The organism is Proteus sp. TJ1640 (genome assembly GCF_003144445.1).
Taxonomy (GTDB): domain Bacteria; phylum Pseudomonadota; class Gammaproteobacteria; order Enterobacterales; family Enterobacteriaceae; genus Proteus; species Proteus penneri.
Genome location: NZ_PENY01000027.1, coordinates 21,128 through 39,936 on the forward strand (window position 1 = coordinate 21,128; position 18,809 = coordinate 39,936).

At 37.6% G+C, this 18,809-nt stretch carries 13 protein-coding genes; 3 read left to right on the forward strand and 10 right to left on the reverse strand.

Translation table 11 applies throughout. The features are described 5' to 3' along the window. Positions 1-318: 318 nt before the first annotated feature. From DK861_RS12495 to DK861_RS12535, 9 genes are all read right to left on the reverse strand, one after another. Positions 319-1,113 carry a heme ABC transporter ATP-binding protein gene (locus tag DK861_RS12495; RefSeq protein WP_109400321.1) on the reverse strand — a complete coding sequence of 265 codons (795 nt, stop codon included), beginning with the start codon at positions 1,111-1,113 and terminating at the stop codon, positions 319-321. Further along, complete coding sequence (locus DK861_RS12500; protein ID WP_109400322.1) at positions 1,110-2,114, reverse strand: iron ABC transporter permease; 1,005 nt, start codon at positions 2,112-2,114, stop codon at positions 1,110-1,112. Before DK861_RS12500 ends, DK861_RS12495 begins: the two co-directional genes overlap by 4 nt. After that, the gene (locus tag DK861_RS12505) at positions 2,114-2,929 is read right to left on the reverse strand and encodes an ABC transporter substrate-binding protein (RefSeq protein ID WP_109400323.1); all 816 of its coding nucleotides are present in this window, start codon (positions 2,927-2,929) and stop codon (positions 2,114-2,116) included. Before DK861_RS12505 ends, DK861_RS12500 begins: the two co-directional genes overlap by 1 nt. A gap of 15 nt (positions 2,930-2,944) precedes the next feature. Next, positions 2,945-3,994, reverse strand: coding sequence for a ChuX/HutX family heme-like substrate-binding protein (locus DK861_RS12510; protein WP_239452180.1), 1,050 nt, complete (start codon positions 3,992-3,994; stop codon positions 2,945-2,947). A gap of 35 nt (positions 3,995-4,029) precedes the next feature. After that, entirely contained in the window at positions 4,030-6,060 is a 2,031-nt protein-coding gene (locus tag DK861_RS12515) for a TonB-dependent hemoglobin/transferrin/lactoferrin family receptor (protein WP_109400325.1), read from the reverse strand. A gap of 70 nt (positions 6,061-6,130) precedes the next feature. Then, entirely contained in the window at positions 6,131-8,302 is a 2,172-nt protein-coding gene (locus DK861_RS12520) for a TonB-dependent receptor (RefSeq protein WP_109400326.1), read from the reverse strand. Between the two features lie 81 nt (positions 8,303-8,383). Beyond that, entirely contained in the window at positions 8,384-8,566 is a 183-nt protein-coding gene (locus DK861_RS12525) for a hemin uptake protein HemP (protein WP_072062564.1), read from the reverse strand. 232 nt (positions 8,567-8,798) lie between these two features. Beyond that, positions 8,799-9,848: a 3-deoxy-7-phosphoheptulonate synthase gene (locus DK861_RS12530; protein ID WP_109400327.1), complete on the reverse strand. Its 1,050-nt coding sequence runs from the start codon at positions 9,846-9,848 to the stop codon at positions 8,799-8,801. Between the two features lie 120 nt (positions 9,849-9,968). After that, entirely contained in the window at positions 9,969-10,835 is an 867-nt protein-coding gene (locus DK861_RS12535) for a pyruvate, water dikinase regulatory protein (RefSeq protein WP_072062562.1), read from the reverse strand. Between the two features lie 218 nt (positions 10,836-11,053). On the opposite strand from DK861_RS12535, the gene ppsA reads away from it, so the two are divergent. Further along, on the forward strand, positions 11,054-13,426 hold the full coding sequence (gene ppsA / locus DK861_RS12540) for a phosphoenolpyruvate synthase (RefSeq protein WP_109400328.1): 2,373 nt from the start codon (positions 11,054-11,056) through the stop codon (positions 13,424-13,426). 455 nt (positions 13,427-13,881) lie between these two features. On the opposite strand, the gene ydiK is transcribed toward ppsA, so the two are convergent. Beyond that, the gene (ydiK, locus tag DK861_RS12545) at positions 13,882-14,994 is read right to left on the reverse strand and encodes an AI-2E family transporter YdiK (protein WP_109400329.1); all 1,113 of its coding nucleotides are present in this window, start codon (positions 14,992-14,994) and stop codon (positions 13,882-13,884) included. Positions 14,995-15,210: 216 nt separating this feature from the next. Here ydiK and DK861_RS12550 point away from each other — a divergent pair, with 216 nt between their 5' ends. Together DK861_RS12550 and menI are read left to right on the forward strand one after the other, a co-directional pair. Beyond that, the gene (locus DK861_RS12550; RefSeq protein ID WP_072062560.1) at positions 15,211-18,267 is read left to right on the forward strand and encodes an FAD-binding and (Fe-S)-binding domain-containing protein; all 3,057 of its coding nucleotides are present in this window, start codon (positions 15,211-15,213) and stop codon (positions 18,265-18,267) included. Further along, complete coding sequence (gene menI, locus DK861_RS12555) at positions 18,264-18,677, forward strand: 1,4-dihydroxy-2-naphthoyl-CoA hydrolase (RefSeq protein WP_006537067.1); 414 nt, start codon at positions 18,264-18,266, stop codon at positions 18,675-18,677. Before DK861_RS12550 ends, menI begins: the two co-directional genes overlap by 4 nt. The last annotated feature ends 132 nt before the right edge of the window (positions 18,678-18,809 follow it).

The window sequence follows — 18,809 nt, forward strand, 5'->3', positions numbered from 1 at the left end:
ATTAAAAAAATCGTTTTAAATGATTTTCACTCTGTTGAATTTATTGATTTATTTTTTCTTTGATAATACTGTTATACCATTTATTCTTTAGGCTGTTATATATTTTTGTGTGTTTAACAAGCTAATCAGTGATTAAGGTGTATTTTAAAGTCAATTTATTTGACTAAATAGGGAAATTTAAAAATAAGATTTATTAATCAATTAAGGAGTATTACTTAGTGTGTTTTATTTGTAATAAATAAGCATATAAAAATAAATTAACTCAGTCACAATCTAGAAAACATATGCTAGAAGGTAACTGAGTAAAACTAAGATAACTTATGGACGAAGAAAAACTTGTGGATACGAATGCTCTGGATGGGTATCAACACTCACATCTGCGCCATACCATTTTTGGATATTTTCTGTTGTCAGTACATCGAGTGGAGCACCTTCACAAACTAACTTTCCTTGGTGCAATAATAAAATTCTATCGGCATAAAGTGAGGCTAAATTAAGGTCGTGTAGAACGCAACAAACCATAAGATGTTGTGTTTTTGCTAATTGCTTGAGTAAGCGCAAGCTGTGTTGCTGATGGTAAAGGTCGAGTGCTGAAGTTGGTTCATCGAGGAATAACACCGCTTCTTGTGGTGTAGGGTGCCATAATTGAGCTAATACTCTGGCAAGTTGCACTCGTTGTTGTTCACCACCTGATAATTGACGATAGTCTCTATCTTTAAACTTTAAGCAATCCGTTTGTAGTAGAGCCGTTTCGATAGCTATTTTTTTATGTTGCTGTCCATGAGGGGTTCTTCCCATGGCAACCACTTCTTCTACAGAAAACGAAAATGAGAGTTGGCTATTTTGGCGCATAACAGCACGGTTTTGTGCTAATTGTTGGCTATTCCATTGTGAATAGTCTTTTTGTTTAAAATAGCATTCACCTTGTGTTGGTGTCGTATAACCTGTCAATAAACGTAGTAATGATGATTTTCCTGCACCATTCGGACCAATAATGCTAATTAACTCCCCAGCATTAAGTGAAAGAGATACATCATCAATAATAGTTTTTTCACCAATTTGGTAAGTTAAATTCTTTCCATAGAGTAATGACGCTTTTTGTTTTTCAATCATGACATTCTTCCTGCGGGTTGTCGTAAGATAAGCCAAAGGAAATAAGGGCCACCAATTAATCCTGTAATGAGCCCCACAGGGATTTCTGCTGGAGATACCAGTGTTCGTGATAATGTGTCAGCAGCGAGTAATAGTGTTGCCCCCCCTAAAATAGTGGCAGGTAATAGCCATATATGATTACTACCAATACGCATACGAATAAGGTGGGGAACTACAAGTCCAATAAATCCAATAACACCACTTAGTGCGACAGCACAGCCAATTAAGATAGCGCTAAGAAGTAATAAGATAAATTTGGTTCTTCTTACATTTAGCCCTAAATAATGTGCTTCTTCATCACCAAGTTGTAATAGGTTTAATTTATGACTTTGCCAACATGCTAAGGTACTGACAGGAATGATCACAAGGGTTGCAATAGATAAAGTTTTCCAGTCAATCTGGCTTAATGAGCCCATCATCCATAGTGAGAATTGACGTAGCTGTTGGTCAGTACTGATATAACTTAATACACCAATAAAAGACATACATAGTGCATTGATAGCAATACCCGCAAGCAATAACCGTGCTAAATTGCCATCACTCAATTGATGTAATGAGAAAATAATCATAGCCACAATTAAACCGCCAATAAAGGCGGCAACAATATGACTGTAGAATGTAAAGATGGGTGAAAAAGAGAAGGGTATAATAATTACAATGGCAACCATTAATGCTGCACCGCTACTAATACCGAGTAAACCAGGATCAGCTAATGAGTTTCTAAATAACCCCTGCATTATCGCGCCCGATATTGCTAAAGCACCGCCAACAAGAATCGCTAATAAGACGCGAGGTAGACGGATATCTAGCCAAATTTGCCATTTCATATCATCAAAAGAGCTATTCCATAATGTATGAAATGAAAGGGCTAATGCACCGCTATTCATTGAAATTAATGTAACAGTGGTGAGCAAAAAGAGTAAAACTAAAATATTCATCCACGGTGAACGAAAACGAGACATTATTGCTCCAACGCTTGACGAATTTGATTCATAACTTCAGGTGTTGAAAGCGTAAAACCTAACAATCCCATATCATCGACAACGACATAATGTTTATTTTTACCTGCAGGCGTGTACTTTATACCAGGTAAATTCCAAAGTTTTTCAATACCGCCAATGCCTTTAATACCTTCTTTAGTTACCAGCAAAATATCAGGTTGGCTTGCAATGACACCTTCTTGAGAAAGAGGGCGATAACTCGTAAAGCCTTGCATTGCATTCTTACCCCCAACTAGTGAAATAATGGTATCTGCTGCAGTATTTTGACCAGCAGCCATAGGAACAACACCACCATGACTCATGATATAAATGACTTTTTTATCTATAGGGGTTGTGGGTATTTGGCTAATAGATAGGGTGAGTTTTTCTTTTAACTGATCACCTTCTTTTTGTTTATTTAAAATAGTAGCAATGGTGTCTATTTTTTCATTAATGGCTTCTAATGAATGTGTACCTGTAATCGTTTTAACAGTGACTCCTGCCTCTTTTATTCGGCGTAGTGCTAAAGAAGGGCGAGCGAGTTCGCTGGTTATAATTAATGTTGGTTTGACCGATAAGATACCTTCAGGGTTTAGCATTCGCATATAACCCACATCAGGGAGTGCTTTCACTTGTTCAGGGACTAAACTAGTGCTGTCTCTTGCAATAATTTGTTCACCCGAGCCTAACGCGAAAACGATCTCTGTGATATCACCGCCAATAGTGACAATACGTTCATTGGCGGAACTAACAAACGACATGACGCTACACAGGATCAAAAGAAGCCATTTTTTCATTAACTCATTCTCCGATTAGGCTGTTTTTGCAAGAGTATTAACTTGCTCGCGCCATTGTTGTTGTTCTGCAGTGCCTTCAGTGCGTTGTCCATAAAGCTGGGCAATCTGTTGGCCTTTGCTATCAAAGATTTCAAGACTGGTGACAAAACCATCCTGAGTTGGTTTGCGAGTGATCCAACTTTCAGCGATTTCACTTTCGATTAAATGAAGTGTAAATGCAGGATTGAAAATATTAATCCAGACTTGATCGCTATTCTCAAATTGATGAGGAACTAAACGGTCAATCTGCCCCGTAAAGATTTGTACACAACCACGGCTTCCGACAAAAATCATGATCTCATTTTGTGCTTCTTTAGCGAGGGTTAATAAGGTTTTTAGTGCACTGTTATCAACTTGATAAGCAAGGTCATCGGCAACAGCTTTAAAGGCTTGTTGACGACTCAAATTATTTTCTTTTAGTAGTTTAAAAAATTGGTGAACATCGGTCATTGAACGCCATTGTTGTTCAAGTTGCTCTGCCAATTCATGACTAACAGGTGTGTTTGAATAAGGTTCGATAGGGGTAATATCTAGAGTTGGATTTTCTTCCGATAAGAATGATTGGATTAGTGTATTCCATTCATCCATATTGGTATTGTCAGTTGCATAAACTTTATGTAGTGCATCGCCATGCATATCAAAAAACTGAATGCTATAGCGAATTCCTTTTGAGGTTTCTTCAGCGAGTGCAAAAATGCTAGACCAATAAGCGAAGAAAAAGCGTAAATCCATTGCACGTGGATTTAAGATTAAACCTGCGTGATCGTTAAAACGCGCATTGGTATATTCACCAAGATGTTCATGAACAGCAATATCATTGCGAGTAATCGCTTTGACTTCACCGACTTTACTTAAGGTTTTTAATAATTCTTGTACATCATTGCGTAGACGTTTTGCATCATGCCCAACTCGCGCATGAGTTAGTTCCGCTTCACTAACATTCAAATAAGCGGCTAAATCACGCGCATAAGATGCTTTTTTTTCAATTTTTGCTTGCAGGTAGCTCTCATAAAGAGGTTTAGTCACAGAAACTCCTATTATATCGTTCATTTTATTGTTGATTACCATTGATAACTCACAAGTACTTTTGCATTTCGACCTTCTTGGGGAATACCAGCAGAAGAATAATAAGTTTTATCAAATGCGTTACTCAGTACAAATGAGGTTGTTAGCCCCTTTAATGAGGCATCATTGCCTTCATAGCGAAGGTAAAAATCATTAACGCCGTAACCTGCTTGTTGGCTATTGACTGGGCGATTAAAACGGTTATGTTTAGTAAAGTCCGTTTTTTTGGTAAATTGACCAACCCAACCGACAGAAAAATCGGTACTTGGCACAGGTACATCTAAGCGACTCGTTAATGTATCCGGCTCGATGGATACTATTGAGGCATTAGTTGCATTATCTTTCCCTTTGGTATGGTTGTAGGCTAAATCCCAATTAAAGAATTTCGATTGGTAATTCATAGAAACATCCCATCCCCAAATAGTTGCTCTTGGAATATTTGTTGATTGTGTATATCCCTGAAAAATAGCGACATCTGCATCAATATAATCTTTTGCGCGAGTATTGAAATGGGCAGCTTTAATTTTCAGATTATCATTATTAGATAATAAGTCGTCGAATTGAAAACCAAATCCATATTCAGTAGTTGAATTGGTTTCGGGCTTTAAATTGGGATTTGGGCGCCAATAGTTTGTTGGTACGCCAGGGAAAGGGGCATCAAAATGCTTAGCATCGTTATACATCTCACCTAAAGTTGGTGCTCTAAATGCCTGAGAGTAAGAGGTATAAAGCATTGACCAATCCGTTGGCGTGATACTGATTGCGCCTTTTGATGACCATTTATTAGCGGTAATATCATCATAACGATCGTTTTGGCTTTTATATTTGTCAAAACGCGTTCCTAAAATAAAGGAAACAGGTAAATCACGTAAAGTGACTTCATCTTGCAACCAACCTGACATAAACTGGATATCGGCTTGTGGGAAGCTTTCTGCATTTTGGCGTGGTGATTGTTTTTGTTTATAAATTTCGCCACCATAAGTCAATCCATGTGATGCAAAGCTGTATGTACCCACTTGTGAGCGGTTCTCGAGTTTTACGCCATAAGTTTTTTGTTCTCGACCTTCAAACCCTTTTTGTTCCGTCTTGGCATTAATATCAACTTCACTGTAATAAGCCTGTGTTTTCAAATTAATCCATTGTGAATTTGAAGGATCAAATTGATACGTTAACTGAACATCTTTTTGTGTCGTAGTGCGATTAGTTTCTACATTAGCAAGTGTAGGATTTGAGGGAACTTGAGGGTTTTTGGGCTGATTTGTATTGTTATGATAATAACGAAATTGTCCGCTTAATGTATTGCTATCATCAACAAACCAACGCCCTTTGGAGAGTAGGTTAATAATGGTTTCATCATTTTGTGCACGATAACCACCACCATAACGAATATCACCTTTATCACGAGCTGATAATGCCACGAGACCATCAAGATTATCGTGTCTACCAAAAGCAGTAACACCTAAACCTTGGCTATGCTGCGCGGTATTACCAAGACCAGTGACACGCACACCACCTTGTTCGTTTTTTGAAAGTAGATCGCTTGCATCAACGGTATCGTAAGCAATAACACCGCCAAGTGCTCCACTACCATACAACAATGCAGAAGGACCCCGAACGACTTCAACTTGTTTTATAAGAAGAGGATCAACAAAAATACTGTCAATATGGCCAGTGTCAGTTCCTTGACGTACACCATCTACAAGTGTCAATATTCCATTTTTACTGTATCCACGCATACTGATGGTTTCACCATTAGTACGACCTGCGCCAGAAATAGAAATTCCTGGCACATGGCGAAGTAATTCAGATGCACTACCTGCGGTTGCTGACAACGCATTGTTATTTTTAATAACGGTTGACATCATGGGTAACGTAAAATTATCACGCTCATTACCAGTCGCATAAACGGTAAGTACTTCTGTTTTTTTCTCCTCGCTAGTTTGTGTTTTCTCTTGTGCTGACACACAAGCAGAATAAACAGTAACAGCCAGTAAACTAAATTTAAATAATAGGGATGACTGAGACATGCAGATGGATCTCCGTTATTTAATGGGCTGTTAAAAACAGCCCTTTGTTATATAAATCATTGCTCCTCATCTACCAGCGATAACTGACAGACATTTTGATATTTCTGCCTTCTTGTGGAACACCTAATGCTGAGAAATATTCTCGGTTAAAGGCATTTGCGAGTACCAATGCGGCTTGAATATCTTTATTGTTTTTAGATTGATAACTGATTGAAAAATCATGAATGCCATAGCCCGGATATTGAGTAATCAGCTCTTGCATTCGATTTGTTGTTTTGCCTTTTACGTGAGGTGCTCGTCCTTTGTGTGTGCCTTTATTTTCTGTTGCACTGGCAAATTTGCCTGACCACCCTAATGAAAAAGGAGTTTTAGCAATAGGCAGTTGAATAAAGGTTGTGAGTACTTCAGGGCGAACAGGCGAAATGGTTTCATGCGTAGTTAATTCAAGGGTTTGAGTACGGTTATAGCCTAATCCAATAGAAATTAATGGATGGGAATAACGTAAACTAAGATCAACGCCTTCAATAAGGGCTTCAGGAATGTTGAAAGCTTGTAAGTTAAGCATGCCTGCCATGGATTTATTATGCCAAGGACCATAAGTGATGTAATCCTTTGATTTTGTGTCAAAATAAACGGCATTTATTGATAACTTATCTTGCTTAGTAAGTAAGTTTGAGAATGCAAGTTGACCACCATATTCCCAAGTGCGGTTTTTTTCTGGTTTTAAATTAGGATTAGGAACCCAATGTGCATTAGTGAAGAGTAATTTAAAATGAAATGAATCATTAAACATTTCACTTAAAGTTGGAATGCGAAATGCAGTTGAATAAGTGGAATAGAGCTGTAACCAATATGTTGGTGTGAATGTTAGTGTGATACTTTCAGTTGTACCTCGGTAACTCGATGGGTGTTTTTTGGCTTGTAATGATTTAGTTGAAAACTTACTAAAGAAAGGATCAATCCCTTTACCAGGTATATTTTTGTAATAGTGATAACGTATACCAGCAGTAAGGTTGATTGGGAATAATGGTGTACTGAGCGAACTTTGTAACCAACTTGCAATATAATTCGTTTTCGCTAAAGGAAAGTTTTTTGCTTGCTCATTTGACTGCATTTTTTGCTGATAAGCTTCTGAGCCTATCGTCATTGATTGTTTGAGGGTATCAGTCCATAAAATATTAGCGTGATCTTCTAGTTTTATGCCATAGGTTGATTGTGTTCGTGATTCGTATCTACCTATTTTTCCTGGAATATTTTTTTTTAATTCGGACGCTGTTAGTTTAGTATCGGTTAAGAAAGTCTGATCAATATTAAACTGCGAATAGTAAAGATGAGTGGTTAAATCTAACCATGAGTTAGTGTCAGAAATATAATGGTGCGTGATAGAATAGTTTTTTTGCTGAGTATCACGTTGTACTTGATTGCTTTCGTTCTTACCAAATCCGCCCATACGATGCAATACTTCACGTTGTTCACCTGAATTATCATAATGGCGAGCTGAAAAAATAATTGTTTGATTTTCAGTTGGATAGAGATATGCTTTTGCAAAAAAGTTTTTAATATGCTCATTGTTTTCCATCTTTTCGCCATTGGCTAGGCGAATAGGACCACGTTGACGTTGAGTATAAGCCAATAAGCCTTCTGCAATATCATGTCTAGCTGCAACAATGCCACCATAAGAAAAATGACGATCTGCTGATGAAATCGAACTAAAGAGTTTCGCACCTAATTTTCTATCAGTTGTTAATATTGATCGAGGATCAAGGGTATTAAAAGAAACAACCCCTCCCATAGCGCCTTCGCCATGTAATACTGCAGAAGAACCATGTTTAACATCAACGCGACGAATAAGAGAAGGGTCAATAAACAATCCACCTAAATTATTCATGGTGTTTTCTGATGGTTGATGAATACCATCAATGAGTATTTTTACTCCTTTTTGGTCATACCCACGCATTAAAATATTAGCGCCATTCGTAATACCCGTCCCTGATAAAGTAACTCCGGCGACATCTTTTAGCATTTCACCTGTTGTAGCAGCGGTCTGTGCTTTTGCTGTGGTAGTATCAATTGTTGAATGAAAATCTGGAGTTGTATTTGTTGTGTCAATAACGGTGAGCGTTTCCGTGCCATTATTTTCAAGCTGTGCAGAGGCAATAGGGGAGTACAACAAACAAAGTGCTGTTGCAATACTAGAGTATTTGAAATGTTTTTTCAGCATACACATACCATAAATGTCCATAAAAAATCCTTGTATATGGAGTTATTTAGCTGGCTGCCTAGCTGAGGTAATAGGTGGCTTGCAAGTTATTGTCGAAAATGATTATTTAGTCAGGATTAATTTTCCTGCTTTTGTTTGACGTAGTTGATACAACTCTCCGTTGTGTTGAATGTAAACTACGCCATCTTTACCCAATAATTCAATACTATTAATGGATTGAATTATTGAAGAATGAGAGTTCTGATTGATTGAAGAACTATTTAAATTATGAGCTTTTTTATTCATAACATACTAAGAGTAATAAGCGTTATCATTATGATAATCATTATCGTTAACAAAAATATTTAGACAAGCTTTTTTTAACGTAAAGACGTAAAATTAAGTCATATTGTGAATAATAAAGCGTGATGCGATGAGAATTAGAACAGTGGAATAAAGGTAAGGTTATATTTTTATTAAAATATAGCGGGAGCAAAATAAAAAGGGGATAAAAAGTATCCCCTGTAACATAACGTGGTTATTTAAATCGGCTCTCAACGGCTTGTGCTAATAATTCAATAAGTTGTTCTGTGTCATTCCAGCTTAAACAAGGATCAGTGATTGATTGCCCATAATTAAGTGGTTTATTTTGCACGACTTTTTGTGAGCCTTCTTGTAAAAAGCTTTCAGCCATCATACCTACAATCGCTTGTGATCCATCTTTAATTTGTTGAGCAACATTTCTGGCTACTTCTAATTGGCGACGATGAATTTTTTCACAGTTGCCATGGCTAAAATCGATAATAAGATGTTCCGGTAAATCTACTTGTTTTAGTGCATCAACTGCGTCAGCAATGTCACTTGCGTGATAATTCGGTTTTTTGCCGCCACGTAGAATAATATGACCATAAGGATTACCACTGGTTTGATAAATCGTCATACGACCATTTTTATCTGGCGATAAGAACGTATGACCCACTCGAGAAGCGCGAATAGCATCAATGGCAATACGGGTATTACCATCAGTGCCATTTTTAAAGCCTACAGGGCAAGAGAGTGCAGATGCCATTTCACGATGAACTTGGCTTTCTGTTGTTCTTGCACCAATGGCACCCCAACTAATTAAATCTGCAATATATTGGCCTGTGACCATATCGAGAAATTCAGTTGCAGTGGGCAAACCTAACGCGTTTATTTCAATTAATAGTTTTCTTGCAAGGCGAATACCTTCGTTGACATTGCAAGAGTTATCAAGGTAAGGATCAGAGATTAAACCTTTCCAGCCAATGACCGTACGTGGCTTTTCAAAGTAGGTTCTCATGACGATTTCTAAGCAGTCCTGATACTGGTCTTTTAACTGATTAAGCTTAGTTGCGTACTCTTTAGCTGCTTTAGGATCATGAATAGAACAAGGCCCTATAATCACTAGTAATCGCTTGTCTTCACCGGTGAGGATCGCTTCAATTCGTTTACGTGCCGATGTGATGTTTTGGATTATCTCATCAGAAATGGGGAACTCTTTTGCTAAGGTTTCTGGTGTTACCAGACTGTCTAAAGCCTTAGTCCGTAGTTCGTCTGTCTTTAACATAATTTATCTCAATAAATATACAGGGTAAATCTACCCAGTGATTAAGATCACAATAAACGAAATTCAGCTAATTTCACAGTCTTCTCAGTGAAAAACCAATAAAAAAATGACGAAAATGCGTTAGAACATTCTTCGTGCTAATCCCATAGAATCAATCACCTTGGTTGAAATTTCTTCAACCGAATAATTAGTCGTATTGAGATAAGGGATATTGTTTTTTCTAAAAAGCGCTTCCACTTCTGCTAATTCAATTCTACATTGGCGAATTGAAGCATAACGGCTATTTTCACGACGTTCGCCACGAATAGCTGCAAGACGTTCTGGCGCAATGGTTAATCCAAATAATTTATTCTGATATTCTTTTAATTCCGTAGGTAATTTTAAGAAATCCATATCATCTGCAGTAAATGGGTAGTTGGCTGCTTGAATACCGAATTGCATTGCTAAGTAGAGGCTGGTGGGGGTTTTTCCACAACGAGAAACACCAATTAAGATCACTTGAGCTTGGTCGAGATTACGTAATGATATGCCATCATCATGGGAAAGGGTGTATTCGATGGCAGCAATACGAGCATCGTATTTACTAAGATTTTTTTCAGTTAATCCATGGGTTTTATTTAATTTTGGTGATGCGTTGATCCCCATTTCTTTTTCAAGTGGTATGACGAGAGATTGCACGATATCCTGACAAAAACCCTCACTGCTATTTATTATCTGTTTAACTTCAGGACTGATAATCGAATAAAAAACAAGAGGCTTAGCACCACTCTTTTTATAAATTTCAGCTATTTTCTGTTTTATTTCTTCAGCTCTTTCTACAGTAGAAACAAAAGGTAATGTATAACTTTTCATTTTTAATGGAAATTGAGAAAGTACCGCATGACCTAATACTTCGGCAGTAATTGCTGTACCATCTGAGATAAAAAAGACTGTTCTATCAATGGGTTCATTATTATCACAATTAATAGAATTTAAGCTTAATATCATAACGCTCACCTTTTTTTAGCTGAATTAGCAAATCAAACAATATTATCTAAAGCATTTTTAGTGATTATAAAGGATAAAAAAATAAAGTTTTCTGGTTGATCGATTCACCTTTCTATATTCAGCATCACATTGTGATACGCTTATTTACGTTGTCGTTTTGACAGCGGGTTTTTCTTTTTTTCTCTCTCTCATAATTGTTTAAAAAAGGATTGTTCTCAATGTCCAGCAATAGCCTCACCCCGTGCAATGTGCTTTGGTATAACCAATTGGGTATGAATGACGTTGATCGTGTTGGTGGGAAAAATGCTTCCCTCGGTGAAATGATCACAAACCTAGCGGAACTGGGTGTTTCTGTTCCTAATGGGTTTGCTACCACAGCGCAAGCGTTTAATGATTTTCTGGAACAGAGCGGTATCAATCAGCGTATTTATGAATTACTTGATAGTGTTGATGTTGATGATGTCCATCAACTGGCTCAAGCGGGTAATCAAATTCGCCAATGGGTAATTGATACACCTTTTACGCCTCAGTTTGAAAAAGATATTCGCGACGCTTATCTCACATTAAGTGAAGGTGAATCTGAAGCTTCATTTGCCGTTCGTTCATCTGCGACTGCAGAAGATATGCCTGATGCTTCTTTTGCAGGTCAACAAGAGACGTTTTTAAACGTTCAAGGTATTGATGCCATTCTCGTTGCGATTAAACACGTATTTGCTTCGTTGTTTAACGACCGTGCAATCTCTTATCGTGTTCACCAAGGTTATGATCACCGTGGTGTTGCATTATCTGCAGGTGTTCAACGTATGGTGCGTTCTGATCTTGCTTCTTCAGGTGTGATGTTTACCATCGATACTGAATCTGGATTTGATCAAGTTGTCTTTATTACATCAGCTTATGGTTTAGGTGAAATGGTTGTACAGGGTGCAGTTAACCCAGATGAGTTCTATGTACACAAGCCAACTTTAGCAAAAGGTTTACCTTCTATTGTCCGACGTAATCTTGGCTCTAAAAAGATCCAAATGGTTTACGCAGACAGTGTAGAGCATGGTAAACAAGTCCGTATTGAAGATACGCCAGAATCACTGCGCAATCGTTTCTCTTTGACTGATAATGAAGTTCAAGAGTTGGCAAAACAAGCTGTATTGATTGAACAACACTATGGTCGTCCAATGGATATCGAGTGGGCTAAAGATGGGCATAATGGTCGTTTGTACATAGTACAGGCTCGCCCTGAAACCGTTCGATCTAACCAGCAAGTGATGGAACGTTATCAGTTAAATGAAAATGGCTCTGTCATCATTGAAGGTCGTGCTATTGGTCATCGTATTGGTACAGGCACAGTCAAAGTTATTCATAACTTAAATGAAATGGATAGAATTGAAGCGGGTGATGTGCTGGTTACTGACATGACAGACCCGGATTGGGAACCTATCATGAAAAAAGCCTCTGCGATTGTGACTAACCGTGGTGGTAGAACATGTCATGCTGCAATTATTGCTCGTGAATTAGGTATTCCTGCTGTTGTAGGTTGTGGTGATGCCACTGAATGTATAACAGAAGGGCAAGTTGTAACCGTTTCTTGTGCTGAAGGTGACACAGGATTTGTTTACGATGGCAAACTTGATTTTTCTATTCAGAGCTCCGCAATCGATAATATGCCTGAATTAGGGCTCAAAATCATGATGAACGTCGGTAATCCTGATCGTGCATTTGATTTTGCAGGTCTACCAAATGATGGTGTCGGTCTTGCGCGTTTGGAATTTATTATTAACCGCATGATAGGTGTGCATCCTCGTGCATTGTTAGAGTATGATGACCAAACTGAAGCACTGAAAGCTGAAATCAATGAAATGATGGCAGGTTATGAATCTCCAGTTGAGTATTATATCAGTAAATTAACAGAAGGGATTGCAACATTAGCCGCCGCATTCTGGCCTAAACGCGTTATTGTTCGTTTATCTGACTTTAAATCTAACGAATATGCCAACTTAGTGGGTGGCGATCGCTATGAGCCAGATGAAGAGAACCCAATGTTAGGATTCCGTGGTGCGGGTCGTTATGTTTCTGATGATTTCCGTCGTTGTTTCGCGCTTGAATGTGAAGCGGTAAAACGTGTTCGTAATGATATGGGTTTAGAGAATGTTGAAGTCATGATCCCATTTGTTCGTACTGTCCGCCAAGCTGAAGAGGTGATTGACGAATTAGCGGCAAATGGTTTAAAACGTGGTGAGAACGGCTTAAAAGTCATTATGATGTGTGAAATTCCATCAAATGCCTTATTAGCTGATAAATTCTTAGAACATTTTGATGGTTTCTCTATCGGCTCTAACGACATGACCCAATTAACATTAGGTCTTGATCGTGATTCAGGTGTGGTTTCTTCACTGTTTGATGAACGTAATGATGCCGTGAAAGCATTATTATCAATGGCAATCCAAGCTGCAAAACGTAATGGAAAATATGTGGGTATCTGTGGTCAAGGACCTTCTGATCATGAAGATTTCGCACAATGGTTAATGGAAGAAGGAATTGATAGTTTATCTTTAAACCCAGACACTGTAATTAAAACTTGGGTAAAATTAGCGCAATAGAATTAATATCATCGCTATAAATAAAAAGCTCACAATATAATGTGAGCTTTTTTTATACAATTATATAAATAATAGGCAAAAAAAAAGCCTATCATGGGCTGACAGGCAAAGACTACACACAGCAATATTTTATATTCTTTAATCCCGCCAATTAATTTATTAATATGAATGGCGAAATTATTAATTTGATGAAACATTTGTTTCGTTGATATTTATATTAAGAGAAATGCGTTAATTATGCTCTAAGAATTATCTCAATAAAAAGATTGTTGGTTTATTTAAAAGTGAATATAACTTGCTGGTAACAAACAGGTTTAAAAAAATGTAATTTGTTTCAAAATGTAAGTTTGAATATAAAAATATAATATTTTATTCCTAAATTGATAATCTTTATTAAACTTTTCTCTGTTATTTTAGAGCATGTAAGTAGCTACACTTACATGCTCCATTATTATTTATTCTTTTTCGATAAAGTTTTTATTCATAAATTCTACTGTTTCAGTTAAATCAGGATTAGGTTTTGGTACTTCATTAATCCATGCATTTAATAAGCTATGAGCAACAGCAAGAACAACAGGGCCAATAAATAATCCAATCATACCTAATGTTAAAATCCCGCCAATAACACCCGTAAGAATTAATACCATAGGTAAATCAGCACCCATTTTGATTAAATAAGGCCGTAATACACCATCCATTGTTGCAACAGCACCACCCCAGATTACCATGACAATGCCCCATGTTGTATCACCCGTCCAAAATAACCATAAAACTGAAGGGATTAATACTAATAAAGGACCTATTTGAGCAAGGCAGCAAATAAACATAATGACGGTTAATACCGTAGCATAAGGCACACCAGATATCGCAAGGCCAACACCACCAACAATAGCTTGAATTAAGGCGGTTAAAACCACACCTAATGCGACAGCGCGAATAGACATAGATGCAAGTAAGATTGCCGCATCACCACGTTGACCCGCTAAACGAATAGCAAAGTGGCGCAACCAAGATACGACATTTTCACCTTGTAAAAATAGTAAGCCTGAAAATAACAACATCACACCCAAATGTAGGGCAAATCGACCAATATTTAAGGCTTGAGCAAAAAACCAGTTTGCAGCTTGTCCAACATAAGGCTGGATTTTTGAGATTAACGCATTGCCCCCAGAGACAAGAATAGAGTGCCATGTATCATAAAGTGAGCTCCCTATCATAGGGATATCATTAAGCCATAATAATTGAGGGGGCTGAATATTCGAAGGTGATTTCGCTAACTCAATTAAAGGGGCACTATTATCAATGACACTACTAATTAATAAGATAATAGGAATAACGAAGATCAGTAATATCAAAATCATCATTATCATGGTTGATAACCAACGATATTTTACTCGTTTTTCAATAATAAGAAGTAAAGGCCACGTTGCTACAACAATCATTCCAGCCCAAATAAAACCCACAATAAAGGGATTGAGTATCCAAAAACTGGCGATAATAAAAAACGAAATAAAAAGAACAGTGAATAAAATTTTGGGTATATCTGTATGGATCTGCGGTTTTTCCATGGTTTTAAATCCCTACACGAATAAAAATGCTAGAAGCAGATGAATAAACATTGCAAATATCACGTTGTTTATATCACTACGCAATTTGCCAGAATTGTATGATAAGGTGAACAGGTATAGGTCTGAAAGTACAAAATGAGGCGAAGTACCTCTTAGTATACATTTCAACATCTAAAATTAAGCAATGTGGACAATTATATTAAAGAGCTATAACAAATGATCCCACGTATATCGCAAGCACCGCAAGTTAGTGAACTCACAACAGAATTTCTTGATACTCTTCGAAAAAACGGTTTCACCGGTGATATCTCCAGCAGTTATGCTGACAGACTCACTATGGCAACAGATAATAGTATTTACCAGTTATTGCCACAGGCGGTGGTTTTTCCTCGCTCAACAGCTGACGTAACTATTGTTGCACGTCTGGTCGATGAACCCAAATTTCATTCGCTTTCTTTGACACCAAGAGGGGGTGGTACAGGTACTAATGGGCAGGCTTTAACAGATGGTATCGTCGTCGATTTATCTCGCTATATGAAACGTATCATTGAGATAAACCCAGAAGAACGTTGGGTGAAAGTGGAAGCAGGAGTGATAAAAGATGAGCTTAATCTTTTTTTAAAACCTTATGGCTTCTTTTTTGCACCAGAACTTTCTACCAGTAACCGCGCCACATTAGGTGGAATGATTAACACTGATGCCTCAGGGCAAGGTTCTATGGTTTATGGTAAAACCTCTGATCATGTCCTTGGTATTCGGGCGGTCTTGTTAGGTGGCGAACTTCTTGAAACTCGTGCTATGGATACCGCATTAGCCGAGAATATTGCACAAGAAAGCTCTGCTATTGGGAAGGTTTATCGAACTGTTTTATCCCGTTGCAAAGAGCAACGAAAACTTATTCTTGAAAAATTCCCTAAATTAAACCGCTTTTTAACCGGATATGATTTGCGTCATGTTTTTAGTGATGACATGAAACGCTTTGATTTAACCCGAATTTTAACCGGTTCAGAGGGCACACTGGCTTTTATTACTGAAGCAACGTTGGATATCACGCCAATTCCTAAACAACGTAGCTTAGTGAATGTAAAATATGACTCTTTTGATTCAGCATTGCGTAATGCGCCTTTTTTAGTTAAAGCAAATGCATTGTCTGTTGAAACTGTTGATTCCAAAGTATTAAATCTCGCTCGTGAAGATATTGTTTGGCACTCCGTTAAAGAGTTGATTACTGATATACCTGATAAAGATATGCAAGGCCTTAATATTGTTGAATTTGCGGGTGATGATAAAGATCTTATCGCTTCACAAGTCGCCTCATTATGCCAACGCTTAGATTCATTAATGAAAGAGGGTCAGAGCGGGGTGATCGGTTATCAAGTCTGTGAGGACTTGGCAGATATTAACCGTATTTATGCCATGCGTAAAAAAGCGGTTGGTTTATTAGGTAACGCAAAAGGGCAAGCAAAGCCCATTCCTTTTGTGGAAGATACTTGCGTACCACCAGAACATCTTGCTGATTATATTACAGAATTTAGAGCGTTACTGGATAGTCATCAACTCAATTATGGCATGTTTGGGCATGTCGATGCAGGTGTATTACACGTAAGACCTGCTCTTGATATGTGCGATCCACAGCAAGAATTATTGATGAAATCTATCTCAGATGACATTGTCACGTTAACAGCTAAATATGGTGGGTTACTCTGGGGTGAACATGGAAAAGGCTTTAGAGCGCAATACAGTCCCGAATTTTTCGGAGAAACACTCTATCATGAGCTACGTCAAATCAAAACGGTGTTCGATCCTCGAAATAGATTAAATCCTGGGAAAATATGTCCTCCTTTAGAGGTTGATGAACCGATGAAGCAAGTGGATACGATCAAACGAGGTACTTTTGATCGCACTATCCCTTTATCTGTCCGTCAAGATTTTAAAGGGGCTTTAGATTGTAATGGTAATGGGCTTTGCTTTAACTTTGATGCCAAAAGTCCAATGTGTCCTTCCATGAAAATTAGTGGGCAACGCATTCATTCACCTAAAGGACGAGCAGCACTCGTAAGAGAATGGCTACGCTTATTAACAGAGCAAGGCGTTAGTCCAAAACAACTTAGTTCTAGCCTTGAAAATAATAAACCTAGCTTAAGAGGTTTAATTGAGAAAACACGTAATACATGGAAAGCTAAACGTGGTGAATATGACTTTTCTCATGAAGTAAAAGAGGCTATGAATGGTTGTTTGGCTTGTAAAGCTTGTTCAACGCAATGTCCGATTAAAATTGATGTGCCATCTTTTCGTTCTAAATTTACTGAGCTTTATCACCAGCGTTATTTACGTCCATTAAAAGACCATATTGTCGCTAATGTTGAATTAACAACGCCGATTATGGCGAAAGCACCTAAATTCTTTAATTTTTTTATGAAGCAACCGTTGGTGCAAACATTAAGTAAGCACACTATAGGAATGGTCGATTTACCTTTGCTGTCATCACCTACATTGAGACAGCAATTGGCAGGGCACAGCGCGTTAGATATGACGCTAGAAGATTTAGAACATTTATCAGAAAAGCAACGCAGTCATCATGTGCTGGTGGTACAAGATCCTTTTACTAGTTATTACGATGCAAAAGTGGTTGCCGATTTTATCAAGCTAATTGAAAAGATTGGATTTAAACCTGTCTTGTTACCATTTTCACCTAACGGTAAAGCGCAACATATTAAAGGTTTTTTACAGCAATTTAGTAAAACAGCGCAAAAAACGTCAATCATGCTTAATCGTGTTGCAAAATTAGGCATCCCTATGGTGGGAGTTGATCCTGCATTAGTACTTTGTTATCGCGATGAATATCGTGAAATACTGGGTGATAAGCGTGGTGATTTCAATGTTCAACTTGTTCATGAATGGTTAAGTCAATTGGTATCTGAGCCAATAGCTGTTCGTGATGATACCGAAAAATGGTATCTTTTCGGGCACTGTACAGAAGTGACGGCGCTACCACAAAGTATGAAACAGTGGCAGGCTATTTTCCAACATTATGGGCAGCAACTAGAATTTGTGAGTACTGGATGTTGTGGAATGGCAGGTACTTATGGACATGAACTAAATAATTATGAAAACTCGTTGGGCATTTATCAGCTTTCATGGGGTAATGCACTAAAAACATTACCAACAATGCGTTGTTTAAGTACCGGTTATTCTTGTCGTAGTCAGGTGAAGCGTATTGATAATGTTGAGCTAAAACACCCACTACAGGCACTTTTGGAGATTATGCCATGATATGGAAACGTGAAACGACAATTGAGCATCTTAATCATATTGGTCAAAATAATATGATGAGCCATTTGGGTATTGAATTAACATGTCTTGGAGATGATTATCTTGAAGGAACAATGCCTGTTGATCATCGTACTAAGCAGCCTTTAGGCCTTTTACATGGTGGTGCTTCTGTTGTTTTAGCTGAAACATTGGGCTCTGTTGCGGGTTATCTTTGTACCGAAGGCGAACAAAAGATTGTTGGGCTAGAAATCAATGCGAATCATATTCGCTCAGCGAGAGAAGGCAAGGTAAGAGGGGTATGCAAACCTATTCATTTAGGACGTTCACACCAAGTCTGGTCAATAGAAATATTTGATGATGAAGGTCGTCAAGTGTGTATTTCTAGATTAACAACATCTGTTATTTCTTAAAGAATAAAAAATATACGCACAAAGTGAAATACTCGTTTTGTGCGTTTTTATTTTTATAGATAATATCAAAAAGAATAAAAATAGAGAGAGAAAATAAAACTATTTCTTTATTTAGATTTTATTTTTAATGAT